Annotated in this window: 23 protein-coding genes; 16 read left to right on the top strand and 7 right to left on the bottom strand. The window is 63.3% G+C overall.

Going from position 1 to position 21,515, the window contains the following annotated elements:
* Positions 1-10: 10 nt before the first annotated feature.
* Genes Q1M04_RS06470 through thrH form a run of 4 tightly spaced genes read right to left on the bottom strand, consistent with a single transcriptional unit; the run spans position 11 to position 2,798 of the window.
* Positions 11-721, bottom strand: a complete 711-nt coding sequence (locus tag Q1M04_RS06470; protein ID WP_297998044.1) for a flagellar brake protein — start codon at positions 719-721, stop codon at positions 11-13.
* A 23-nt stretch (positions 722-744) separates the two neighbouring features.
* Positions 745-2,028 carry a DUF1015 domain-containing protein gene (locus Q1M04_RS06465; protein WP_297998047.1) on the bottom strand — a complete coding sequence of 428 codons (1,284 nt, stop codon included), beginning with the start codon at positions 2,026-2,028 and terminating at the stop codon, positions 745-747.
* Positions 2,029-2,043: 15 nt separating this feature from the next.
* Positions 2,044-2,190 carry a hypothetical protein gene (locus tag Q1M04_RS06460; protein ID WP_293278818.1) on the bottom strand — a complete coding sequence of 49 codons (147 nt, stop codon included), beginning with the start codon at positions 2,188-2,190 and terminating at the stop codon, positions 2,044-2,046.
* An 8-nt stretch (positions 2,191-2,198) separates the two neighbouring features.
* Positions 2,199-2,798 (bottom strand): bifunctional phosphoserine phosphatase/homoserine phosphotransferase ThrH, encoded by a 600-nt coding sequence (gene thrH / locus Q1M04_RS06455; protein WP_297998051.1) that lies wholly within the window; start codon positions 2,796-2,798, stop codon positions 2,199-2,201.
* Positions 2,799-3,002: 204 nt separating this feature from the next.
* On the opposite strand from thrH, the gene Q1M04_RS06450 reads away from it, so the two are divergent.
* A complete protein-coding gene (locus Q1M04_RS06450) occupies positions 3,003-3,515 on the top strand; it encodes a nitroreductase family protein (RefSeq protein WP_297294305.1) in 513 nt (170 codons plus the stop codon).
* Between the two features lie 43 nt (positions 3,516-3,558).
* Here Q1M04_RS06450 and Q1M04_RS06445 read toward each other — a convergent pair whose 3' ends face one another.
* Positions 3,559-4,947: a D-alanyl-D-alanine carboxypeptidase family protein gene (locus Q1M04_RS06445; RefSeq protein WP_295756243.1), complete on the bottom strand. Its 1,389-nt coding sequence runs from the start codon at positions 4,945-4,947 to the stop codon at positions 3,559-3,561.
* 118 nt (positions 4,948-5,065) lie between these two features.
* Between Q1M04_RS06445 and Q1M04_RS06440 the strand changes: the two genes are divergently transcribed.
* From Q1M04_RS06440 to Q1M04_RS06405, 8 genes are all read left to right on the top strand, one after another.
* Positions 5,066-5,440 (top strand): helix-hairpin-helix domain-containing protein, encoded by a 375-nt coding sequence (locus Q1M04_RS06440; protein WP_297998059.1) that lies wholly within the window; start codon positions 5,066-5,068, stop codon positions 5,438-5,440.
* Positions 5,437-6,114 carry a response regulator transcription factor gene (locus Q1M04_RS06435; RefSeq protein ID WP_295756247.1) on the top strand — a complete coding sequence of 226 codons (678 nt, stop codon included), beginning with the start codon at positions 5,437-5,439 and terminating at the stop codon, positions 6,112-6,114. Before Q1M04_RS06440 ends, Q1M04_RS06435 begins: the two co-directional genes overlap by 4 nt.
* A 19-nt stretch (positions 6,115-6,133) precedes the next feature.
* A complete protein-coding gene (locus Q1M04_RS06430) occupies positions 6,134-7,528 on the top strand; it encodes a cell wall metabolism sensor histidine kinase WalK (protein WP_295756249.1) in 1,395 nt (464 codons plus the stop codon).
* Positions 7,525-8,412: a GerMN domain-containing protein gene (locus Q1M04_RS06425; protein ID WP_297998062.1), complete on the top strand. Its 888-nt coding sequence runs from the start codon at positions 7,525-7,527 to the stop codon at positions 8,410-8,412. The genes Q1M04_RS06430 and Q1M04_RS06425 overlap by 4 nt, the downstream gene beginning before the upstream one ends.
* A 109-nt stretch (positions 8,413-8,521) precedes the next feature.
* Positions 8,522-9,877: a uracil-xanthine permease family protein gene (locus Q1M04_RS06420; RefSeq protein WP_297998065.1), complete on the top strand. Its 1,356-nt coding sequence runs from the start codon at positions 8,522-8,524 to the stop codon at positions 9,875-9,877.
* 17 nt (positions 9,878-9,894) lie between these two features.
* Positions 9,895-10,356, top strand: coding sequence for a YbhB/YbcL family Raf kinase inhibitor-like protein (locus Q1M04_RS06415; protein ID WP_297998320.1), 462 nt, complete (start codon positions 9,895-9,897; stop codon positions 10,354-10,356).
* A gap of 113 nt (positions 10,357-10,469) precedes the next feature.
* Positions 10,470-11,669 carry an acetyl-CoA carboxylase biotin carboxylase subunit family protein gene (locus tag Q1M04_RS06410; RefSeq protein ID WP_297998068.1) on the top strand — a complete coding sequence of 400 codons (1,200 nt, stop codon included), beginning with the start codon at positions 10,470-10,472 and terminating at the stop codon, positions 11,667-11,669.
* 146 nt (positions 11,670-11,815) lie between these two features.
* Positions 11,816-12,478, top strand: a complete 663-nt coding sequence (locus Q1M04_RS06405; RefSeq protein ID WP_297998071.1) for a DUF4358 domain-containing protein — start codon at positions 11,816-11,818, stop codon at positions 12,476-12,478.
* A gap of 48 nt (positions 12,479-12,526) precedes the next feature.
* Here the strand turns inward: Q1M04_RS06405 and Q1M04_RS06400 are convergent, their stop codons facing one another.
* Positions 12,527-14,002, bottom strand: a complete 1,476-nt coding sequence (locus Q1M04_RS06400) for a pyridoxal-phosphate dependent enzyme (RefSeq protein ID WP_297998074.1) — start codon at positions 14,000-14,002, stop codon at positions 12,527-12,529.
* Position 14,003: 1 nt separating this feature from the next.
* Positions 14,004-14,687: a transcriptional regulator gene (locus tag Q1M04_RS06395; RefSeq protein WP_297294312.1), complete on the bottom strand. Its 684-nt coding sequence runs from the start codon at positions 14,685-14,687 to the stop codon at positions 14,004-14,006.
* Positions 14,688-14,866: 179 nt separating this feature from the next.
* Here Q1M04_RS06395 and Q1M04_RS06390 point away from each other — a divergent pair, with 179 nt between their 5' ends.
* From Q1M04_RS06390 to Q1M04_RS06360, 7 genes are all read left to right on the top strand, one after another.
* The gene (locus tag Q1M04_RS06390) at positions 14,867-16,279 is read left to right on the top strand and encodes a YgeY family selenium metabolism-linked hydrolase (protein ID WP_297998077.1); all 1,413 of its coding nucleotides are present in this window, start codon (positions 14,867-14,869) and stop codon (positions 16,277-16,279) included.
* A 49-nt stretch (positions 16,280-16,328) separates the two neighbouring features.
* Positions 16,329-17,519 (top strand): knotted carbamoyltransferase YgeW, encoded by a 1,191-nt coding sequence (ygeW, locus tag Q1M04_RS06385; protein WP_204789946.1) that lies wholly within the window; start codon positions 16,329-16,331, stop codon positions 17,517-17,519.
* 13 nt (positions 17,520-17,532) lie between these two features.
* Positions 17,533-18,474, top strand: coding sequence for a carbamate kinase (gene arcC / locus Q1M04_RS06380; RefSeq protein WP_297998086.1), 942 nt, complete (start codon positions 17,533-17,535; stop codon positions 18,472-18,474).
* A gap of 283 nt (positions 18,475-18,757) precedes the next feature.
* On the top strand, positions 18,758-18,904 hold the full coding sequence (locus Q1M04_RS06375; RefSeq protein ID WP_295756269.1) for a hypothetical protein: 147 nt from the start codon (positions 18,758-18,760) through the stop codon (positions 18,902-18,904).
* 94 nt (positions 18,905-18,998) lie between these two features.
* Complete coding sequence (ilvB, locus tag Q1M04_RS06370; RefSeq protein ID WP_297998094.1) at positions 18,999-20,630, top strand: biosynthetic-type acetolactate synthase large subunit; 1,632 nt, start codon at positions 18,999-19,001, stop codon at positions 20,628-20,630.
* Between the two features lie 16 nt (positions 20,631-20,646).
* Positions 20,647-21,132, top strand: a complete 486-nt coding sequence (gene ilvN / locus Q1M04_RS06365) for an acetolactate synthase small subunit (protein ID WP_204789943.1) — start codon at positions 20,647-20,649, stop codon at positions 21,130-21,132.
* Positions 21,133-21,155: 23 nt separating this feature from the next.
* The gene (locus tag Q1M04_RS06360; protein WP_293281333.1) at positions 21,156-21,500 is read left to right on the top strand and encodes a GIY-YIG nuclease family protein; all 345 of its coding nucleotides are present in this window, start codon (positions 21,156-21,158) and stop codon (positions 21,498-21,500) included.
* Positions 21,501-21,515 lie beyond the last annotated feature (15 nt).

Genomic DNA, 21,515 nt, shown 5'->3' with positions numbered 1-21,515 from the left:
ATCATAAGCCCTAGGAGCCCTTCCGGCTCTTGCGCTGGGCGGCGAAGATGTTTTCCGTGATTTTGTCCTGGTCGGCCTCGTTCATCTCCAGGAATTGGCAGCCGTACTCCCGGGGGCCGTCTTCCTTTTCGATGACCCGCAGCACCTGACAGTACATGATGGAGGGGTCCCGATCCTCCAGCAGCTTCACGGTCAGAAGGAGCTTATCCCCCTCCCAATACTGCTGTTCCGAGGAAACGCGGGCCCCGCCCACGCTGATGTTCAGCAGCTTGCAGGGGAACTTCCCGGCGTTCCGGCCGCTGAACTTGGTGATGCTGGCGTCCAGGTTCGTGTCCAGGCGGAAGAAGGCCCGGTCGTTGCCCACCCGGGCGACATACAGGTGGGACACCAGCCAGATGTGCTTGGGCTGGGGGGTGATGAAGCCCTCCATATACACGGCCTTCCGCAGGTGGTCGTGATAGCCCCGGATGTGGACGGGGAAGGACTCCGCCTCGGAGCAGTCCTTCAGCAGGGAAACCTCCGCCTCGGAGTACTGGTGCAGCTCCGCCGTGGTCCGCTGGGGGTACATCAGCTTGGCCACAAAGAGCATCTGCCCGTCCTTGGTGGTCACTTCCACCCGCATGTGGGAGTAGACGGACACGTCCTCGGAGGTATCCGCAGGCTTGGGCGGCGGCGGAGGGGGCTCCGGCGCTTTCTTCTTCAATTTATCAAACAGTCCCACAATGGTTCACTCCTATGGTCTTGTTACCGGATTTTTCTGGCCTCCACATAGTAGCGCTTGTCCTGGGCGTGGCCCATGGAGAAGGTCTTCCGGGGAAGCACGCCGTCGGCCATGACGGTTTTGAACAGCTGCTGCTTGCCCATGGCGGGCAGCTTGAAGCCGATGGCGCCCGCCTGGCGGCCCAGGCGGTCCGTGACCTCGCCGCCGTGGATGTAGTCGATTTCGCCGCCGTGGTCCTTCACATAGGCGTCCAGGAAGGCCTGGAGGGTGCCCACCGCCAGCTGGACCCGGGGCTGGGGCACGGTGAGGAAGCCCTGGCCCCCCGCGTGGGTGTAGGCAATGACGTGGCCCTCGCCCTTGCCCTCATACGCGCCGGGGTAGTAGGACTTGAAGGCGTCCAGGACCTCTTCCGGCTCCACGCCGAAGACGCAGCGGTGGATGGGCTCGAACTGGAGGGCGCCGTCGTGGTTGTTCACCACCTCCACCAGGGCGTACCGGGCGGGGAGGGAAGCCCATTCACTTTCCGGCGTGACCTTCTTCAAATCCTCGTAGCACTGCTTGGCGGTGGCCAGGGAGTGGTTTCCGTCACCCACGGCGAAGAGCAGGGGCGGAACGTCCTTCACGCCGTACTTCCAGGCCTGTTCCTCCGCGGAGCAGAGGGCCGACAGGGCGTCCGCCGTCTCATCCATCTGGGCGGCGCTGAGCTTCCAGCCGGTGATGGAGCCGCCGCCCTGCTGGAGATCAAAGGCATAGAGCCGCTCCATCTCCCCGGAGGCCCGGGTCAAAGGCTCGATCACCGTCTTGTTCGGGTCGTCAATGAGGAGCATGACGTGGGGCAGCTCGATGGGGGCGTCTTTGCGCACCTTTACCCGGGGGGGGATGCGGGAGAGGACGGTGCCCTCCGTGGCCCGGATCAGGGCCCCGGAGCCGGGGGTGAAGTCGTACTGCTCCAGATCCACCATGCCGATCAGGCCGTGGCGGATTTTCCCGTCGGACTGGACCCGCTCAATATAAATCAGGCTCTCCTCCAGCATCTCGAACAGGCCGCTGTCCAGGTACTTGCCCATGGCGGCGTTGACGGCGGCGATGCGGTCTTCCACGTCCGGGGCGTTCAGCGCCGCCTCGGGGAGGATAAGCCGCAGGGAGGAGGGGGCGTCTGCCACGGTGTCCTCCACCGCCTGCCAGTACTCGGGCTGGGAGGTGAACTGGTCGCAGGCCACCACCGCCCAGCGGGTCATGTCCGTGCCCTTTTTGGGCAGGAGGACGTCGGCGGGGTAAAAGCCCAGTTTCTCAAATTTTGGATTCATGTCAGATCTCCCTTCCTACTTGTTTTTTCGCAGTTCCCGGAATATCATGACCGCGATGATTCCCAGGCAGATCAGGAACAGGGGCAGGGCCGGCGCGGCCAGAATCAGCAGGGGGCCCCGGAAGATTTCCCAGAGAGCTCCCCGGAAAAAGGCCAGGTCCATGCCCGGCCTTACAGGGCGGCCTTGATGGCGGCCAGCAAATCGCCGAACTCCTCATAGGCGGGGAGCTCGGGGTAGTCCTTTTTAATCTGCTCGGTGCTCTTGAAGAGGAAGCCCGCCTTGCTGGCCTGGATCATCGCCAGGTCGTTGAAGCTGTCCCCGGCGGCGATGGTCTCATAGCCGATGGACTGGAGGGCCTTGACGGTGGTGAGCTTGGACTTCTCGCAGCGCATTTTATAGCCGGTGATTTCGCCGCTGTCCGCTACCTCCAGGGTGTTGCAGAAGATGGTGGGCCAGTTCAGCTTTTCCATCAGGGGCTTTGCGAACTGCTCGAAGGTGTCGCTGAGAATCAGGACCTGGGTGATGGAGCGGAGCTCGTCCAGGAAGTCCTTGGCCCCGGGGAGGGGGTCGATTTTCGCGATGGTGGCCTGAATTTCCTTGAGGCCCAGGTTGTGCTCTTTCAGAATGCCGAGGCGGAAGTTCATCAGCTTGTTGTAGTCGGGCTCGTCCCGGGTGGTGCGGCGGAGCTCCGGGATGCCGCTGGCCTCGGAAAAGGCGATCCAGATTTCGGGGACCAGGACGCCCTCCATGTCAAGACAGACAATGTTCATAGTCACATCTCCTTGATGTTCCAGATTGGAAAGTGTGCTGCCTGTAGTATACCAGAGTTTCCCGCGCTTGTCACCCTTTATTTCGGAGGGGGTGGGGCTTGCTTTTTTGGGAATCCTATGCTATCTTTTAACCGCAAGGCGTCAAGCGAGATTTTCCGCATTTCATTTACTACATCAGCTTTTGATGGAAACGAGGTAATTTCTATGGACTTCCAGACCCTCTCCGCCGCGCGGTACTCCCTGCGCAAATTCGACTCCCGGCCTGTGGAACAGGAAAAGCTGGACCTGATCCTGGAGGCCGGGCGGAACGCCCCCACGGCCCACAACTACCAGCCCCAGCGCATCTTCGTCCTCCAAAGCCCCGAGGCCCTGGAGAAGGCCGACGCCTGCGCCGGGTCCCATTTCAACCCCCCGGTCATCCTGGCGGTGGCCTACGACCCCGCCGTCTCCTGGAAGCGGGAGTACGACGGCAAGGACCATGGAGAAATCGACGCCGCCATCGCCGCCGCCCAGATGATGCTTCAGGCGGCGGACCTGGGGCTGGGTACCACCTATGTGGGCATGTTCGAGCCGGACAAGCTTCTGGCGGCCTTCCCGGAGATGGCGGGGACCTGCCCCATCGCCCTGCTGCCCCTGGGCTATCCGGCGGAGGGCGCTCACCCCGCCCGGCTCCACACGGACCGCCGTCCCCTGGAGGAGCTGGTGCAATACCTGTAACGCCGAAAAAACGGAGGCTGCCGCCCGGCAGCCTCCGTTTTGTTCAGCGTCTTCTTCTCGGGCCCCGGTAGGCGCCCCGGCGGCCCCCGCCGCCGACGCTGCGGCCATAGCGGTAGCGGCGGCGGCTGAACAGCAGCTTCCAGCCCCCGAGGACCGCGGCCAGGACCAAGACCACGCCCAGGGCCGCCTTGGCGGCGGTGGTGGAGAAAAATTCCTTCACGTCCCTCCAGAGGACCCGGATGCGGGAAGCTTCCACGCTGGTGAAGGCCAGCAGATCCACCTCCGCCAGTTCCTCTCCGTCCAGGGAAACGGTCATGGAGCCCAGCACGTCTCCCTCGGTGATGGGAGCCTCCACCGGGTCGGATTTCAAGACGACGGTTTTTTCCAGCTCCTCCAGATCCGCCCCCTTGGGCAGCAGCAGCTCCACCGCCTGGGCGGGGCGGAGGGTCACATGGTCCGTGGAGGAGAGGGACACCGGGGCCTCCCCGGCTGCGTCGTCCTCCTTGAGGATGACCTGATAGGAAAAGTTGTCGAAGGCCCAGTTGTAGAGCTTGTCCGTATACACAAAGCTGTAGGTCCACCAGATGCCCTTTTCATCCTGCGTCCGCTCCGCCCCCAGAATGACGCAGAGCAGATCCATGCTGGCGTGCTGGGCGGTGGTGACCAGGCAGTTCCCCGCCTGGGAGTGGGACCCGGTCTTGACGCCGTGAACGTCCGGGTTGTAGTACTCCCGGCCGCTGCGGATGAGAAAGTTGGTGTTGTTGAGGGTGCGCTCCTCAGACATGTTGGTGGCCGGGACGGTGTGGGAAGCGGCGTCGCAGACGGTCATGAACATGGGGTGCTCCAGGGCCGCCCTGGTGATGAGGTACAGGTCCCAGGCGGAGGTGTAGTGCAGGGAGTCGTGGTATCCGTGGGGGTTCATGAAGTGGGTGTTCTCACAGCCCAGCTCCTCCGCCCGGGCGTTCATCCGGTCCACGAAGCTGTCCACAGAGCCGGAGATCTTCTCCGCCAGAATGGCCCCGGCCTCGTTGGCGGAGACCACCATCAGGCAGTAGAGAAGCTGCTCCACCGTTAAAATCTCCCCGGCCTCAATGCCGGCGGTGCTGCCGTCCTCCGCCAGCCCCTCCAGGGCCGTGGGGGTGGCGGTGACCTCCTGGCTCAGCTTCAGCCGCCCCTCGTCGATGGCCTCCAGCACCAATAGGCAGGTCATGATCTTGGTGAGGCTGGCGGGGTAGAGCTCGTCATGCTCGTTTAAGGCATAGATTACCGCCCCGGTCTTCCGGTCCACCAGCAGGGCGGCCTTGGCCTGGACCTGTGGGTCCGTCACCTTTCCGGACCAGACGTCCGGGCCCGCCGCCCGGGCGGGGACGGCCAGCAGCCCCGCCAGCAGAAGGGCCAGGAAAAAAACTGATATAAAGCGCTTTGTTTTCATATCCATCCCCCAAAGTTTGTGTTATAATAGGCGTTAGCCAAAGGCAGAACCGGCGGCGAAGCGCCGCCCTTCGATGATTTCCCCTACAGTATACCAAAAAAAACGGAGGAACGCAACCATGGAGACGCGCCGGAAAGCCGCCTGGGGAGAAGGGGCCCTGCTGGGCCTGACGGGGCTGTTTTTGTGCCTGCTTTTGGGCCTGTTTCTCCGGGACCGGGCGGCTATGGAGGCGCCCGCCTCCGTGGAGACGGCCCTGACGGCCCCCGTGGAGGAGGTCCGGCCGGACCTGTCCCCGGTAAACCTCAACACCGCGGACGAGGCGGCGCTGACCGCCCTCCCCGGCATCGGGGAGGCGCTGGCGGCGCGGATCGTGGAATACCGGGAGGCGCACGGGCCCTTTGAAGCCGTGGAGGATTTGACGAACGTTTCCGGCATCGGCCAGGGGAAGCTGGCGGCGCTGGAGGGACTTGTGACAGTGGAGGACAGCGAATGAAAATACTCGTGGTGGACGACGAGCGGACCCTGGTGAAGGGAATCAAATTCAATCTGGAGAACGAGGGCTATGAGGTGGAGTGCGCCTATGACGGCGCCGCCGCCGTGGAGCTGGCCCGGGAGGGCAAGCTGGATCTCATCATCCTGGATTTGATGATGCCGGAGGTGGACGGGCTGGAGGCCTGCATGCGCATCCGGGAATTTTCCAACGTGCCCGTCATCATGCTGACCGCCAAGAGCGAGGACGCGGACAAGCTGATGGGCTTTGAGTGCGGGGCGGACGACTACCTGACCAAGCCCTTCAACATCCTGGAGCTGAAGGCCCGGGTCCGGGCCCTGCTCCGCCGGGCCGCCGGGGTCCAGCGGACCCGGGGCAGCATCCTGACCGCCGGGGGCATCACATTGAACACGGAGGAGCGCTCCGCCGCCCGGGGGGAGACGCCTGTGGACCTCACCGCCAAGGAGTACGACCTCATCGAGCTTTTGATGCGCAATCCCCGGCGGGTCTACAGCCGGGAAAATCTCATGAACGTGGTCTGGGGCTACAGCTACGCCGGGGACTACCGGACGGTGGACGTCCACATCCGCCGCCTCCGGGAGAAGCTGGAGGAGAACCCGGCGGAGCCGGACCACATTATGACCAAGTGGGGGGTGGGGTACTATTTCAAGGAGTGAACGCCCCTGCTGGGGCAGCTTGCAGTTCCGCGTCGGCCTGAGCTACATCGCCGTCATTCTGGCGGTGCTGCTGCTGCTGAACACCTATCCCCTTCTGGTGTCCGAGGACCTGGTCTTCCACTCTAAGGCCACCAACCTCCAAAGCAGCGTCTCCGTCATGGTGAACGCCCTTTCCGGCCTCTCCCCCCTGACGGAGGAGAACGTGGCGGACGCCATGGCCGTGGCGGAGGAGGCGGGCCTCTCCCGCATCCTGGTCACCGACAGCGCGGGCCGGGTGCTCTACGACACACGGGAGACCGGCTCCGCCGTGGGAAGCATGGCCCTTTACACGGAGATCGTCCAGGCGCTGCTGGGCTATGACGCGTTTAGCTGCACCTTCCGGCAGGGGGCCTTCCGCAGCCGGGCCTCCTCGCCCATCATGTATCAAAACCAGGTGATCGGCGCAGTCTACGCCTATGAGTACGACACGGAGCAGGCCGCCCTGCTCCTGGGGCTTCAGGACACGCTGCTGCGCCTCTCCGCCGTGGCGGGGGGGCTGGTGCTGGTGCTGAGCCTGATTCTCTCCAAGGCCCTGACCCATAAGATCGGCCTGCTCCTCACCGCCATCCGCCAGGTGCGGGAGGGGGCCTACAGCCACCGGGCGGACATCCGGGGCCGGGACGAGATCGCCCAGATCGGCCACGAGTTCAACAGCCTGACGGACCGCCTCCAAACCACGGAGAACGCCCGCCGCCGCTTTGTCTCCGACGCGTCCCACGAGCTGAAAACCCCCCTGGCGGCCATCCGCCTTTTGTCGGACTCCATTTTGCAGACGGAGAACATCGACCCGGAAACCACCAAGGAGTTTGTCACCGACATCGGCCGGGAGGCGGAGCGCCTCTCCCGCATCACGGAGGACCTCCTCCGCCTGACCCGGCTGGACAGCGGCGTGCTGGAGCCCCCGGCGGCGGTGGACATTCTGCCGGTTTTGGAGCAGGTCATGCGGATGATGAACCTCGTCGCCCAGGAGAAGGGCGTGGACCTCACCTACTCCGCCGGAGGGGACTGCGCGGTTCTGGGCACCCGGGACGAGACTCATCAGGTCATCTACAACCTGGTGGACAACGCGGTGAAGTACTCCGCCATCGGCGGCTCCGTCCAGGTTTCCCTGGAGCGGGTGGGGGAGCTGGTGGTCCTCACCGTGGCGGACAACGGCGCGGGCATCCCCGAGGCGGACCTGCCCCGGATTTTCGAGCGGTTCTACCGGGTGGACAAGGCCCGGTCCCGGGCCGCGGGAGGCACGGGCCTGGGGCTCGCCATCGTCAGCGACACGGTGAAGCGCCGGGGCGGCGCCGTGGAGGCCGCCAACCGCCCTGGCGGCGGCGCGGTGTTCACCGTCCGCTGGCCCGCGCTGGAGAGGAGGGAGGACGCGTGAAAAAGCAAATCGGTCTCCTGCTGCTTGTCCCCCTGCTCCTGCTGCCGGCGGGCTGCCGGCGGGAGGAACCCGCCCGCACCTCCTACGCCCTCTATTTCCAGGAGGCGGATTTGACCTACTCCGCCGGGGAGTCCCCCTTCCGCACGGAAACCGTGTACTTATACGACGCCGAGACGGACAGCGCCCCCCGCCTGGCGGAGGCGCTGATCCGCGAACTGCTGAAGGGCCCCGCCGACGAGACACTGAAAAGCACCCTCCCCGCCGGGACCACCCTCCTCTCCCTGGAGATTGAGGGGGACCGGGCCCGGGTGGACCTGTCCCCCTCCTATGAGAGCCTCTCCGGCGTGGCGCTGACCCTGGCGGACAGCGCCATCGCCATGACCCTCTCCCAGGTGCCGGAGGTCTCCTCCGTCCAGATCACCGTCCGGGGCCGGGAACTGGCCTACCGGGACCGGCAGGTGCTGAACCTCCGGGAGCTGCTGCTGACCCCGGAGGAGGACGTCATCAGCACCGTGGAGGCCCGGCTTTACTTTTTGAACCAGGAGGGCCGCCTCACGGCGGCGGAGCAGATTCTGGATCTCTACGAGGGCGACACCCAGGTCTCCGCCGTGGCCAAGGCCCTGGAGGGCCGCCCGGAGGGCCGGGACCTGCTGTCCCCCCTGCCGGAGGGCTTCCAGGTGAAGTCCGTCTGGCTGGAGGAGGACATCTGCTATGTAAATCTCTCCTCCGCCCTGCTGGAGGGGCTGGGGGAAAGCGCCCTCCAAACCGCCCTCCGGGCCCTGGAGGACTCTCTTTCCTCTCTGGAGGCGGTGGAGGAGGTTCGGTTCCTGGTGGACGGCGAATTCCGCCGGGACCTGGGGGCCTTCGGCGGCGAGGAAGAGTAAAGTTTTGTCCTTGACATCCGGTTTTCGCTCCTGTACACTGGGAAAGGTGGACCTTTTTTTAAGGCCCGCCGTCCATTAAGACAGAAGAAACAGGAAGGAGAACCCCGCCATGACAACCCCCTCCGGCCAGCAGGCGCTGTTCCAGATTCGAGGCATTCCCCCGCTTGGGTCCGCCGTCTCCCTGTCCCTTCAGCACCTTGTCGCCATGATTGTGGGCTGCGTCACGCCGCCCATCATCATCGCCGGGGCCATCGGCCTCAGCCCGGCGGATCAGGTACTGCTGATTCAAGCGTCCCTGGTGATGTCCGCCGTGTGCACCCTCATCCAGCTTTACCCTGTGAATAAGTATTTCGGCTCCGGCCTGCCGGTGATCATGGGCGTCAGCTTTGCCTACGTGCCCAGCATGCAGGCCATCGCCTCCGCCGGGGGCGGCGTGGGGGCCGTGGCCGGGGCCATGATCGCGGGCGGAATCGTCGCCATCGTGGTGGGCGTGTTCGTGAAGAAAATCCGCCTCCTGTTTCCGCCGGTGATTACCGGCACGGTGGTCTTTACCATCGGCCTGTCCCTCTACCCCACGGCTATCAACTACATGGCGGGAGGAACCGCCAATACATATGAGCTGGTGGTGGAAACCAAGCGCCAGACGGAGGCCCTGGTCTACGGCTCCTGGCAGAACTGGCTGGTGGCCGCGCTGACCCTGGCCATCGTCATGCTGCTGAACAACCACGGAAAGGGCATCTGCAAGCTGGCCTCCATCCTCATCGGCATGCTCTGCGGCTATGTGATTTCCATGTTTTTCGGCATGGTTTCCTTCGCCGAGGTGGGGCCTGCCGCCTGGTTCTCCCTGCCCCGGGTGATGCACTTCGGCGTCACCTTTGACCTGCCCTCCTGCGTGGCCATCGGTCTGCTCTTCGCCATCAACTCCATCCAGGCCATCGGCGACTTCACCGCCACCACCGTGGGCGGCCTGGACCGGGACCCCACGGACCAGGAGCTCCAGGGCGGCATCATCGCCTATGGCTTCAGCAACATCCTGACGGCCTTCTTCGGCGGCCTGCCCACCGCCACCTACTCCCAGAACGTGGGCATCGTCACCACCAACAAGGTAGTGAACCGGGTGGTCTTTACCATGACCGGCGGCTTTTTGCTGCTGGCGGGATTGTCCCCCAAGTTCGCGGCGGTGCTGACCACCATCCCCCAGTGCGTTCTGGGCGGGGCCACCATCACCGTTTTTTCCACCATCGCCATGACGGGCATGAAGCTCATCGCCTCCCAGAGCCTGACGGCCCGGAACACCACCATCGTGGGCCTGTCCGCCGCCCTGGGCGTGGGCGTATCCCAGGCCAGCGGGGCCCTGGCCCAGTTCCCGGAGGGCTTCACCATGATTTTCGGCAAATCCCCGGTGGTCATCGCCACGCTGATGGCGGTGCTGCTGAACCTGATTCTGCCCAAAGAGAAAGCTTGAGAGAGATTGAGGTAACCATGGAAATCGAAATTCTGCGCTTTCGCTGCCCCGGCCTGGAGGACGGCGGCCGCTTCCCCCTGGACAACACCGGCCGGGGAAAGGATCTTTCTCCGGAAATCGTTTTGGAGAACCTGTCTCCCCAGGCCAAGACCCTGGCGGTCACCCTGGAGGATATGTCCCACCCCATAAAGGGCTTCACCCACTGGGTGATGTGGAATTTCCCCGCCCGCCCGGTCATTCCCGGCGGCATCCCCCAGCGGGACCGGCTGGAGAGCGGCGTGGTCCAGGGCATGGCCTACGGCATCCACCGCTACGCCGGGCCCAAGCCCCCCGTCTGGTCCGTCCACTCCTACCGGCTGGCGGTTTACGCCCTGGACTGCGTCCTGGGCCTGAGCTCCAACGCCCGGAAGAAGCACTTCCTCAAGGCGGCGGAGGGCCATATCCTGCAAAAGGGCAGCCTGACGGCGAAATTTGGATAACATGACCGGGAACCGGGGAGGCTGTGCCTCCCCGGTTCCGCCTCTTGCGCTTTTCCTAGAGATGTGCTATACTTTAAAGCGTGAAATCACCGCCGGCAAAGGAGGAATCCTCTATGAATTTTGTCTTCATCTCCCCCAACTTCCCCGAGGCCTACCGCTGGTTCTGCGTCCGCCTGAAGGAGAACGGCGTCAATGTCCTGGGCGTGGGTGACGCGCCCTATGACTTCCTGCACCCGGACCTGAAGCGGGCTTTGACCGAGTACTACCGGGTGGACAGCTTGGAGGACTATGACCAGGTCCTCCGGGCCGTGGGGTACTTTACCGGGCGCTATGGGAAGATCGACTGGCTGGAGAGCAACAACGAGTACTGGCTGGAGCTGGATGCCCGGCTGCGGACGGACTTCCACATCACCACCGGGCCAAGAGCTCATGAGATCGAAAAGTACAAGAGCAAGCTGGCCATGAAGGAATACTACAAAAAGGCGGGCATTCCCTGCGCCCGGTGCGCCCCGGTGACGGACCTGGACGCGGGCCTGGCCTTCGTCCGGGAAGCCGGGTATCCCGTCGTCGTCAAGCCGGACAACGGCGTGGGAGCCGTGGCCACCTGGAAGCTGGAAAACGAGGAGGACCTGCGCCGCTTCTTCCAGGCCCCGCCGGAGGCCCCCTATCTTATGGAGGAGTATGTCTCCGGCTCCGTCACCACCTACGACGGCGTCTGTGACTCCAAGGGCGAAGTCCTCTTCGCCGCCAGCCATGTGACCCGGAATTCCATTATGGACATGGTGAACAAGCATGTGCCCACGTACTACTACGTGGACAAGGAGGTCCCACCGGACGTGGAGGCCGCGGGCAAAGCCGCGCTGAAAGCCTTCGGCGCGTCCAGCCGCTTCTTCCACCTGGAGTTCTTCCGCCTGACGGAGGCGAAGGAGGGCCTGGGAAGCGTGGGGGACATCGTGGCCTTGGAGGTCAACATGCGCCCCGCCGGGGGCTATACCCCGGACATGCTGGACTTCAGCCAGAGCGTGGACGTATATCAGATTTGGGCGGACATGGTGGCCTTCGACCGTCTGCGCCACACCTACATCGGCCCCCGCCGTTACTGCGTCTATGCCGGGCGGCGGGACGGGGTGCGCTACGACATTTCCCTGGGCCAGCTGGAGGCCCGGTGCGGCGACCGGGCCCGGCTCTTCACCCGGATGCCCGACGCTTTGGCGGGGACCATGGGAAACCAGGTGGCCATTGCCTGTTTTGACACCATGGAGGAAGTGGATCTCTTTGTCAAGGCGGCCTTCCGCCTGCGGGACGGGGGATAAGCCGGGCTGAGGCGGCCAAAGGCCGCCTCAGCTTTTTCTGGGGGGACGCGAAAATTTTTTTGCGGAAACGGAAACTTTTCTTCCCGGAGCGCCGTCTATCTATCAGAAGCAGACCACAAGGCCATTTTGACACAAGGAGATTTGACATGAAAAAGAAGATTCTCGCGCTGACTTTGGCGCTGGCCCTTTCCCTGTCCCTGGCCGCCTGCGGCGGCAAGGACACCCCCAGCCAGGACACGGGTTCCGACGTTCCTGAGGTGAACGCCCCCGAGGGCGGCGCTCCCGAAGGCGGCGCTCCCGAAGGCGGCGAAACCGATGCTCCGGATGCCTCCGCCCCCGAGGACGGCGGTACGGACTCCCCGGAAACGGAAGCCCCTGGGGCTCCGGAGGAAGTTGACCTCACCGCTTTTTACAACACCCTCCGGGAAGGGAACATCTGGCCGGAGCTGATGGACCTGACCACAGACGCGAACATGAAGGAGCTGCTGGACAGCTACTACCCCGGCCTCTCGGAGATCGCCGCCAAGCAGCGGGGGGTCTACGTTGCCGCCATATCCGCCGCCGTGGGCGAAATTGCCCTGGTGGAGGTGGAGAACGCCGAAGACGTCCAGGCGGTGGAAGACATCTTTCAGGCCCGGATCGACTATCAGGTGGGAGACGGCACGAACCCCGGCGGAGCCTGGTATCCCGAGACCATTGAGGGCTGGAAGACCAAGTCCCGGATTGTCAGCCACGGCAATTACGTGATGCTGGCGGTGGGGGACGCCTCCGCCTCCGCCGTGGAGGAATTCGAGGCACTGTTCGCCTAAACGAAAAAGAGACGGAAGGGGATTTTCCCTTCCGTCTCTTTTTTGCGCTTACAGGTTTTTCAGCACGCCGCTTTCTTCGTTGAAGGCGTTGATCAGCTCGTCCAGATCCTTGGCCTGGGCGTGGACCGCGTCCCAGGTGCCCTCGGTGTCGTACCACAGGGCGTTGAGGTCGTGCATGTCCTTGCCCTGCTGCTCTACCCAGGTGTAGTATTTCAGGTGGTGGACCCGCTTGCGGTCCGCGTAGGTCAGCTCGATGAGGTTGTCGGTCTTGAGCCCCAGGATGTGGAGGTTGTGGTCCAGCCGGGCCTCCTCTCCGGTGTACGCGCCGAACTGGTCGTTCAGCTCCTGAATCCGGCTCCGGTACATGACGGCGGAGTCCGTCAGGACGGTGCCCACCACGTCCCGGCTGGTGAACTCGTAGTACTTTGCCATCTTGATGCAGCACAGCACGTTGGCGATGCCGGAGATGCCAAGCCAGGTCAGCTTTTCCACCAGCGCCGGGTCCAGCTTGAGGGTGTGGAGCAGGTAGTCCTGACCCTCGGGAGTGTTGAACAGGCGGAGGAGCCGCTGGGAGTCCTCGTCGTCAATGGCGATGGCCATATCCGTATTTTTTACATTGTGAATCCAGGGGATATGCTTGTCTCCGATGCCCTCGATCCGGTGGCCGCCAAAGCCGTTGTTCAGGATGGTGGGGCACTGGAGGGCCTCGCCCACGCCCAGCTTCAGGTGGGGATAGCGCTCCTTCAGAAGGTCCCCGGCGCTCATGGTGCCGGCGGAGCCGGAGGTGAAGCAGGTGCCGGCGAAGCGGTCCCCGGGACGCTTGACGGCCTCGAACACGTCCGCCAGGGCGGTGCCGGTGACGTTGTAGTGCCAGAGGGGGTTCCCCATCTCCTCGAACTGGTTGAAGATCATGTACTGGGGGTCCTGCTTGAGCTCGTTGGTCTTGTCGAAGATCTCTTTCACGTTGGACTCGCAGCCGGGGGTGGCGATGACCTCCGCCCCGATCTCATGGAGCCAGTCGAAACGCTCCTGGCTCATTTCCGCCGGGAGAATCGCCACGCCCTGGGCCCCCAGGAGCTTGGAGTTGAAGGCGCCGCCCCGGCAGTAGTTGCCGGTGGAGGGCCAGACGGCCTTGTGGACGTCCACGTCGAACTGGCCCGTCACCAGCCGGGGAGCCAGGCAGCCGAAGGAGGCCCCGACCTTGTGGCAGCCCGTGGGGAACCACTTGCCCACCATGGCGACGATACGGCAGGGCACGCCGGTGAGCTCCGGGGGAAGCTCAATGTAGTTGGGGACGTCCTGGAAGAGGCCGCCGGACTCCTTGGCCTCGTTCTTCCAGGTGACCCGGAAGAGGTTCAGGGGGTTTACGTCCCAGAGGCCCACGGCTTTCAGCTTGTCCTGGACCTTCCCGGGGATGGTCTCCGGGTGCTGCATCTGGGCGATGGTGGGAATGAGGATGTTGTTCTCCCGGGCTTTTTTCAGGTTGTGCTCCAGGCCTTGGCGGTGGATGGTGAGATCGATCATACTAAGTTCCCTCCTGTTTGTTCATGTCAATATAGGAATACAGGGTATACTTGGAAATGCCGAAGTACTTCGCCACCTTGTCGCCGGACTTGGTGATGAGGAAGGCCCCGTTTTGGCTGAGGAACTGGATGGCCTTTACCTTGTCCTCCTTGTTCATCACGGCGGCGGGCTTGCCCACCAAGGCCACGGACTGCTGGATCAGCTCGTCCAGCAAATCGCTGACGTTGGTGATGCGCTCCGGCTCGGAAGGGACCTCCTCCCCGGTGGAGGTCAGGTCGTGGAGGGCCTCCTCCATGAGGATGAGGCGGGAGATGTCGTAGTTGATGGCCAGGATGGCGGAGACCTTCCCCTTCCGGTCCCGGATATAGACGGTGGAGGATTTCAAAATCTTCCCGTCCGGGGTTTTGGTGAGGTAGCAGAGGTGGTCCTTGGGCTCCGGGTCCTGGGTGCGCAGCTGCTCCATCACCACGTTGGACGCGCCGTCCCCCACCTTCCGCCCGGAGACGTGGCCGTTGGCGATGAAGACGATGGAGCGGTCCGGGTCCCGGCTTAAATCGTGGATGGCCACCTCGCAGTTGGAACCGAATTGGGCGGCGATGCCGGCGGCTACCTGGCGCAGCAGCTCCAGCTTGCTGTTTTCCGTGGGTGCTCCCCCCTTTTCAGGCTGATTTTTGGATAAAGACACCGATTCATACTAGCATCATACCACGAAGTTTCGGAGAAATCAACAGCAATTCAAAAAAATTTTTTGGTTTTCTAAAATTTTGTTTGACAACGGGAAATCTTGTGCTATGATAGGGTTATAGGGAACAGGCGGCGAGGTCGCGAAGCCGTCAACATAAAATAAAAACGGAGGTCTGCATCATGGATTTCGAGAAGATCAAGTCGGCCGCGGAGGGCTACAAGGCGGAGATGTCCCGGTTCCTGCGGGACATGATTTCCCACCCCAGCGAGAGCTGCGAGGAAAAAGAAGTGGTGATGTGCATCAAGGCCGAGATGGAAAAGCTGGGCTTTGACAAGGTGGAGATCGACGGCCTGGGCAACGTCATCGGCTGGATGGGCCAGGGCGAAAAAATCATCGCCATCGACTCCCACATCGACACCGTGGGCATCGGAAACATCGACAACTGGGAAGCGGACCCCTACAAGGGCTATGAGACGGACGATATCATCTTCGGCCGGGGCGGCAGCGACCAGGAGGGCGGCATGGCCTCCGCCGTGTACGGGGCGAAAATCATGAAGGACCTGGGGCTCATCCCCGAGGGCTATAAGATCATGGTGGTGGGCTCCGTCCAGGAAGAGGACTGCGACGGCATGTGCTGGCAGTACATCGTCAACAAGTACTTCCAGGGCCCGGAGGACGCCCGGAGCAAGATTGAGTTCGTGATCTCCACCGAGCCCACCGACGGCGGCATCTACCGGGGCCACCGGGGCCGCATGGAAATCCGGGTGGACGTGAAGGGCGTTTCCTGCCACGGCTCCGCCCCCCACCGGGGCGACAACGCCATCTACAAGATGGCCGACATCCTCCAGGACGTCCGGGCCCTGAACGAAAACGGCGACGGTCCCTCCAACGCCGTCAAGGGCCTGGTCAAGATGCTGAATCCCGCGTTCAACCCCGAGCATTACGAGGACGCCCAGTTCCTGGGCCGGGGCACCTGCACCACCAGCCAGATTTTCTACACCTCCCCCAGCCGCTGCGCCGTGGCGGACAGCTGCTCCATCTCCATCGACCGGCGCATGACCGCCGGGGAGACCTGGGACTCCTGCCTGAAGGAAATCCGCCAGCTGCCCAGCGTGAAGAAATACGGGGACGACGTGAAGGTCTCCATGTACATGTACGACCGTCCCGCCTGGACGGGAACCGTCTATGAGACGGAGTGCTTCTTCCCCACCTGGATCAACAAGGCCGGCGCGGCCCATGTCCAGGCCCTGGTGGACGCCCACCACGCCCTTTGGGGCCAGGAGCGCATCGGCCACGCCGACGCGGACCAGGCCAAGGACGCCATGCACCTGCGCACCGGCCGCCCCCTGACGGACAAGTGGACCTTCTCCACCAACTGCGTGTCCATCCAGGGCCGGTACGGCATCCCCTGCGTGGGCTTCGGCCCCGGCGCGGAGTCCCAGGCCCACGCCCCCAACGAGATTACCTGGAAGCAGGACCTGGTGACCTGCGCCGCCCTGTACGCCGCCGCCATCCCCCTGTACAAGCCGGAGAACAAGACCGCCGACGTGACGGAGTTCCGCCAGAGCCTGACGGACAACGACATCAAATAATCATACCCAATCACAGATTCTAATTATTAAAATAAAGGGGTACAACACTATGTCTAAGACCATCGAGCTGGCACAGCACCTGGAGAAGCTGCACATCAACAATATGTACAAGTCTGACTTCTACTGGACCTGGGACAAGACCGACGAGGAGCTGGACGCCATCTTCACCGTGGCCGACGCCCTGCGGGATCTCCGGGAGCGGAACAAGTCCACCCGGATCTTTGACTCCGGCCTTGGCATCTCCATCTTCCGGGACAATTCCACCCGGACCCGGTTCTCCTTCGCCTCCGCCTGCAACCTGTTAGGGCTCACCGTCCAGGACCTGGACGAGAAGAAATCCCAGATTGCCCACGGCGAGACCGTCCGGGAGACCGCCAACATGGTTTCCTTCATGGCCGACGTCATCGGCATCCGGGACGACATGTTCATCGGAGAGGGCCACAAGTACCAGAAAACCTTCATGGACGCCGTGAAGGAAGGTTACCGGGACGGCATCCTGGAGCAGCAGCCCACCCTGGTAAACCTCCAGTGCGACGTGGACCACCCCACCCAGTGCATGGCCGACATGCTCCACATCATCCACCAGTTCGGCGGCGTGGAGAACCTCAAGGGCAAGAAAATCGCCATGACCTGGGCCTACTCCCCCTCCTACGGCAAGCCCCTGTCCGTTCCCCAGGGCGTCATCGGCCTCATGACCCGCTTTGGCATGGACGTGGTGCTGGCCCATCCCGAGGGCTATGACGTGATGCCCGAGGTGGAGGAAATCGCCAAGAAGAACGCCGCCGCCACCGGCGGAAGCTACAAAAAGGTCGCGACGATGGAAGAGGCCTTCCAGGACGCGGACATTGTGTATCCCAAGAGCTGGGCTCCCTTCGCCGCCATGGAGGAGCGGACCAAGCTCTATCAGGCCGGCGACCAGGCGGGCATCGACGCCCTGGAGAAGAAGCTCCTGGCCCAGAACGCCCAGCACAAGGACTGGACCTGCTCCGAGGAGATGATGAAGAAGACCCGGAACGGCTCCGCCCTGTACCTCCACTGCCTCCCCGCCGACATCACCGGCCTGAGCTGCCCCGAGGGCGAGGTGGACAACTCCGTCTTCGACCGCTACCTGGTGCCCCTGTACAAGGAAGCCAGCTACAAACCCTATGTCATCGCGGCCATGATTATGATGAGCAAGGTGAAGGACCCCGTGTCCGCCCTGATGGCCCTGGACGCCGCCGGCAAGCGGAAGTTCTTCTGAGAGGCCGCGCATCATGGGTAAACGTATCGTAGTCGCTCTGGGCGGCAACGCCCTGGGCAATAACCTGCCGGAGCAGATGGCGGCAGTGAAGCAGACCGCCAGGGCCATTGTGGACCTGATTGAGCAGGGCCACCAGGTGGTCATCGCCCACGGCAACGGCCCCCAGGTGGGCATGATTCAAAACGCCATGACCGAGCTGACCCGCTCGGACCCCGAGAAGTATATCCCCTGCCCCTTGTCCGTGTGCGTGGCCATGAGCCAGGGCTACATCGGCTATGACCTTCAGAACGGACTGCGGGAGGAGCTGCTGGACCGCGGCATCAACAAGGGGGTTGCCACCGTGCTCACCCAGGTGGAGGTGGACCCCCACGACCCCGCCTTCCAGAATCCCACCAAGCCCATCGGCGCCTTCATGACCAAGGAAGAGGCCGACGCCCTGGTGAAGGAGCGGGACTACAAGGTGGTGGAGGACGCCGGGCGGGGCTACCGCCGGGTGGTGGCCTCTCCCAAGCCGGTTTCCATTGTGGAAATCCAGTCCATCCAGGACATGGTGGAGGCCGGGCTGGTGGTCGTGGCCTGCGGCGGCGGCGGCATCCCCGTCTTCAAGACCGAGGGGCACCACCTCAAGGGCGCGGCAGCGGTCATTGACAAGGACTTTGCCAGCGAGAAGATGGCCGAGCAGCTGGACGCCGACGTGCTGATCATCCTTACCGCCGTGGAAAAGGTGGCGGTGAACTTCGGAAAGCCGGACCAGAAGTGGCTGGACAGCCTCACCCCGGAGGAGGCCCGGCGCTACATGGACGAGGGGCAGTTCGCCCCCGGGTCCATGCTGCCCAAGGTCCAGGCGGCGGTGCAGTTTGCCGAGTCCCGCCCGGGCAGGATGGCCCTCATCACCCTGCTGGAAAAGGCCAAGGCCGGCATCGCCGGGGAGACCGGCACCTCCATTTCCCTCTAATCTTCATATCTGACCAACGACGCCCGCCGGTTTTCCGGCGGGCGTTGTCTGCAAAAAAGCTGTGCGGTCTGATACCGCATCCTGGAAAAAGCTCCGTCATTTTTGACGAGAACAGCTGTAAAAATTTGCGGGTATTCGTGAATTTATCCGGAAAACGGAAGGAATCCAATTTTTTTGTTGCGCTTTGCGCGCCGGACATGTATAATAACGACTCAAGACAGGCGAAGTCCCCTTGCCGGGGAGGACGCCAAAGGGCCGCTTTGCGCGGCGGAGGGAACGCACAATGATGACGATGCACGCTCTGAACAGCATTCTGGGCCTGTACATTATTCTGGTTCTGGTACTGGTAGTTTTGCCGCCGAAACAGAATAGTGCGTTTGGTCATGCGCGAAACAAGGGCGTGATAAGCGGTTTTCCCAAAACAGCGTAACCGCCGGTCCCCCAAAACCGGAACTCTTGCAAGTCCGTGGCCCGACGAGGGACACGGGCTTTTTTGCTTTCCACACCGAAAGGAGATGCTGAGCATGGAACTGACAGGCGCGCAGATTTTGATGGAGGGCCTGGCCCGGGAGGGCGTGGAGCGGATCTTCGGCTACGCCGGGGCCACCATCTGCCCCATTGCCGACGCCCTGCGGGAGGACCCCAACTTGGACTACACCCTGGTCCGCACGGAGCAGAACGCTGGGCACATGGCCTCCGGCTACGCCCGGGTGACGGGGAAGACGGGGGTGTGCATCGTCACCTCCGGCCCGGGGGCCACGAACCTCATTACCGGCGTGGCCACGGCCTATATGGACTCCATCCCCCTGGTGGCCATCACGGGCCAGGTGCCCTCCAACCTCCTGGGGCGGGACATCTTCCAGGAGGTGGACATCACCGGGGCGGTGACCCCCTTTACCAAGCACTGTTATTTGGTGAAGGACGCGGCCCAGCTGCCGGTGGTCCTCAAGGAGGCGTTTCACATCGCCTCCACGGGCCGCCCCGGCCCGGTGCTCATTGACATCCCCGTGGACGTGCAGGAGCAGCTGGTGCCGGACGTGGTCTTCCCCGAGGAGGTCCGCATCCGGGGCTATAACCCCAGCGTCCGGGGCAACGACAAACAGATTTCCAACGTGGCCGCGGCCATCGGCGTGGCCCAAAGGCCGGTGATCTGCGCCGGGGGCGGCGTGTTCCTGGCCCATGCCGAGGAGGAGCTGCGGCAGTTTGCCGAGTACACCAGCATCCCGGTGGTCACGACGATGATGGGCCTCAGCCTCCTGTCTACGGAGCACCCGCTGAACATGGGCATGATCGGGGCCCACGGGAACAATACGGCCAACAAGGCCCTGGTAAAGTCGGACCTTCTCATTATGATCGGCACCCGGGTGGCGGACCGGGCCATCGTCTCCCCGGACGAGATTCAAAAGCGGATGGCCAACATCCACATCGATGTGGACCCCGCCGAAATCGGGAAAAACATGCAGTCCACCCTTCCCCTGGTGGGGAACGCCAAGGTGATCCTCCAGCAGCTGATGGAGCGGGGGGCCCGGGCGGAGTGCGGGGCGTGGCGGGAGATGCTCCAGGAGCTCCGCCGGACAAACCTGGGCCGGGGCTATCCCACGAAGGACGGGTACGTCTTCCCGGGCCGCCTCCTGCGGCTTTTGGGCGAGCGTCTAAAGGAGGACGCCGCCGTCTGCGTGGACGTGGGGCAGAATCAAATCTGGGCCTGCAAGCACCTGCGGCTCAACGGGGCCCGGTTTTTGACCAGCGGGGGGCTGGGGACCATGGGCTACGCCATCCCCTGCGCCGTGGGCGTAAAGACCGCCCAGCGGTCGCGGCAGGTGGTGGCCGTCTGCGGCGACGGGTCCTTCCAGATGTCCATGAACGAGCTGGCCGCCGTGAAGGCCGGAGGCTTTGATTTGAAAATTGTCCTTTTCCGCAACGGCGTCCTGGGCCTTGTGAACCAGATTCAGGGCAAGGAGCCCTACCACGGGCCCTTCGGCGTGCGGCTGGAGGGGGACCCGGACTTCGCCGCCATCGCCTCCGCCTACGGCGTCCCCAGCATGACGCTGCGGGATGAGGCCAAGGTGGAGGAGACGCTGGACCGCTTTTTGGCGAAGGAGGGGCCCTGCCTCCTCATCGCGGAGGTGAGCCCCGAGTGGAAAACCACGGACTGAGAGGGAGGACGGAAGGATGAAACAGACAATTTCCATACTGGTAGAGAACCGGGCGGGCGTTTTGAACCGGGTGGCCAGCCTGTTCTCCCGCCGGGCCTTCAACATCGACTCCCTGGCGGTGGGCGTGACGGACGACCCCTCCCTGTCCCGGATGACCATTATTGTGGACAATGGGAACAGCGTGGTGGAGCAGGTGGAAAAGCAGCTGAACAAGCTGGTGGAGGTCATCAAGGTCCGCACCCTGGACGAGGGGAACATGATTGGCCGGGAATTGATGATCATAAAAGTCAGCGCCAACAAAAACAACCGGGAACACATCATGACCATCTGCGGCATCTGCGGGGCCAAGGCGGCGGACATTTCCCCCACCTCCATGACCCTGGAGATCTCCGACACCCCGGACCGGGTGGACGTGTTCGAGGAGATGATGCGGCCCTTCAACATTTTGGAGGTGGCCCGGACCGGAGTCATCGCCCTGCAAAAGGGCGGGGGAAAAATCTGACGGTATGAAGGAGTGACCACGATATGGATAAAGCACAGAAAAAAGCCCTGACGGAGGAGTGGAAGAACCGCCGCCCGGAGATGGGCGTCATCTCCCTGCGGTGCAGGGAGACGGGAGAGGTCTTCCTGGGAACCGCCAAGGACACGAAAGCGGCGTTCAACAGCGTCCGGGCCAAGCTCTCCGGCGGCTTGCACCCCAACAAGCGGCTGATGGAGCTATGGAAGCAGTACGGCGAGGAGGGCTTTGCGTTCTCCGTGGCCGCCGTGCTGGAGTATGAGGACCCGCTGGAGGACCACAGCGAGGAGCTGGAGACTCTGCGGGAGCTGTGCCTGGCGGAGGACGAACACGCGGTGAAAATATGGAAATGAACCGCCGGAGGAGGA

Source organism: uncultured Oscillibacter sp., from assembly GCF_950073225.1.
GTDB lineage: Bacteria > Bacillota > Clostridia > Oscillospirales > Oscillospiraceae > Oscillibacter.
Note: the sequence above shows the minus strand (reverse complement) of the source record. Positions and strands in the feature narration are given on the sequence as shown.

Coding starts and splice junctions, on each gene's coding strand:
- Q1M04_RS06465 (WP_297998047.1), bottom strand. CDS start 2,028: ATGAATCCAAAATTTGAGAAACTGGGCTTTTACCCCGCCGACGTCCTC.
- Q1M04_RS06460 (WP_293278818.1), bottom strand. CDS start 2,190: ATGGACCTGGCCTTTTTCCGGGGAGCTCTCTGGGAAATCTTCCGGGGC.
- thrH (WP_297998051.1), bottom strand. CDS start 2,798: ATGAACATTGTCTGTCTTGACATGGAGGGCGTCCTGGTCCCCGAAATC.
- Q1M04_RS06450 (WP_297294305.1), top strand. CDS start 3,003: ATGGACTTCCAGACCCTCTCCGCCGCGCGGTACTCCCTGCGCAAATTC.
- Q1M04_RS06445 (WP_295756243.1), bottom strand. CDS start 4,947: ATGAAAACAAAGCGCTTTATATCAGTTTTTTTCCTGGCCCTTCTGCTG.
- Q1M04_RS06440 (WP_297998059.1), top strand. CDS start 5,066: ATGGAGACGCGCCGGAAAGCCGCCTGGGGAGAAGGGGCCCTGCTGGGC.
- Q1M04_RS06435 (WP_295756247.1), top strand. CDS start 5,437: ATGAAAATACTCGTGGTGGACGACGAGCGGACCCTGGTGAAGGGAATC.
- Q1M04_RS06420 (WP_297998065.1), top strand. CDS start 8,522: ATGACAACCCCCTCCGGCCAGCAGGCGCTGTTCCAGATTCGAGGCATT.
- Q1M04_RS06415 (WP_297998320.1), top strand. CDS start 9,895: ATGGAAATCGAAATTCTGCGCTTTCGCTGCCCCGGCCTGGAGGACGGC.
- Q1M04_RS06410 (WP_297998068.1), top strand. CDS start 10,470: ATGAATTTTGTCTTCATCTCCCCCAACTTCCCCGAGGCCTACCGCTGG.
- Q1M04_RS06405 (WP_297998071.1), top strand. CDS start 11,816: ATGAAAAAGAAGATTCTCGCGCTGACTTTGGCGCTGGCCCTTTCCCTG.
- Q1M04_RS06400 (WP_297998074.1), bottom strand. CDS start 14,002: ATGATCGATCTCACCATCCACCGCCAAGGCCTGGAGCACAACCTGAAA.
- Q1M04_RS06390 (WP_297998077.1), top strand. CDS start 14,867: ATGGATTTCGAGAAGATCAAGTCGGCCGCGGAGGGCTACAAGGCGGAG.
- ygeW (WP_204789946.1), top strand. CDS start 16,329: ATGTCTAAGACCATCGAGCTGGCACAGCACCTGGAGAAGCTGCACATC.
- arcC (WP_297998086.1), top strand. CDS start 17,533: ATGGGTAAACGTATCGTAGTCGCTCTGGGCGGCAACGCCCTGGGCAAT.
- Q1M04_RS06375 (WP_295756269.1), top strand. CDS start 18,758: ATGATGACGATGCACGCTCTGAACAGCATTCTGGGCCTGTACATTATT.
- ilvB (WP_297998094.1), top strand. CDS start 18,999: ATGGAACTGACAGGCGCGCAGATTTTGATGGAGGGCCTGGCCCGGGAG.
- ilvN (WP_204789943.1), top strand. CDS start 20,647: ATGAAACAGACAATTTCCATACTGGTAGAGAACCGGGCGGGCGTTTTG.
- Q1M04_RS06360 (WP_293281333.1), top strand. CDS start 21,156: ATGGATAAAGCACAGAAAAAAGCCCTGACGGAGGAGTGGAAGAACCGC.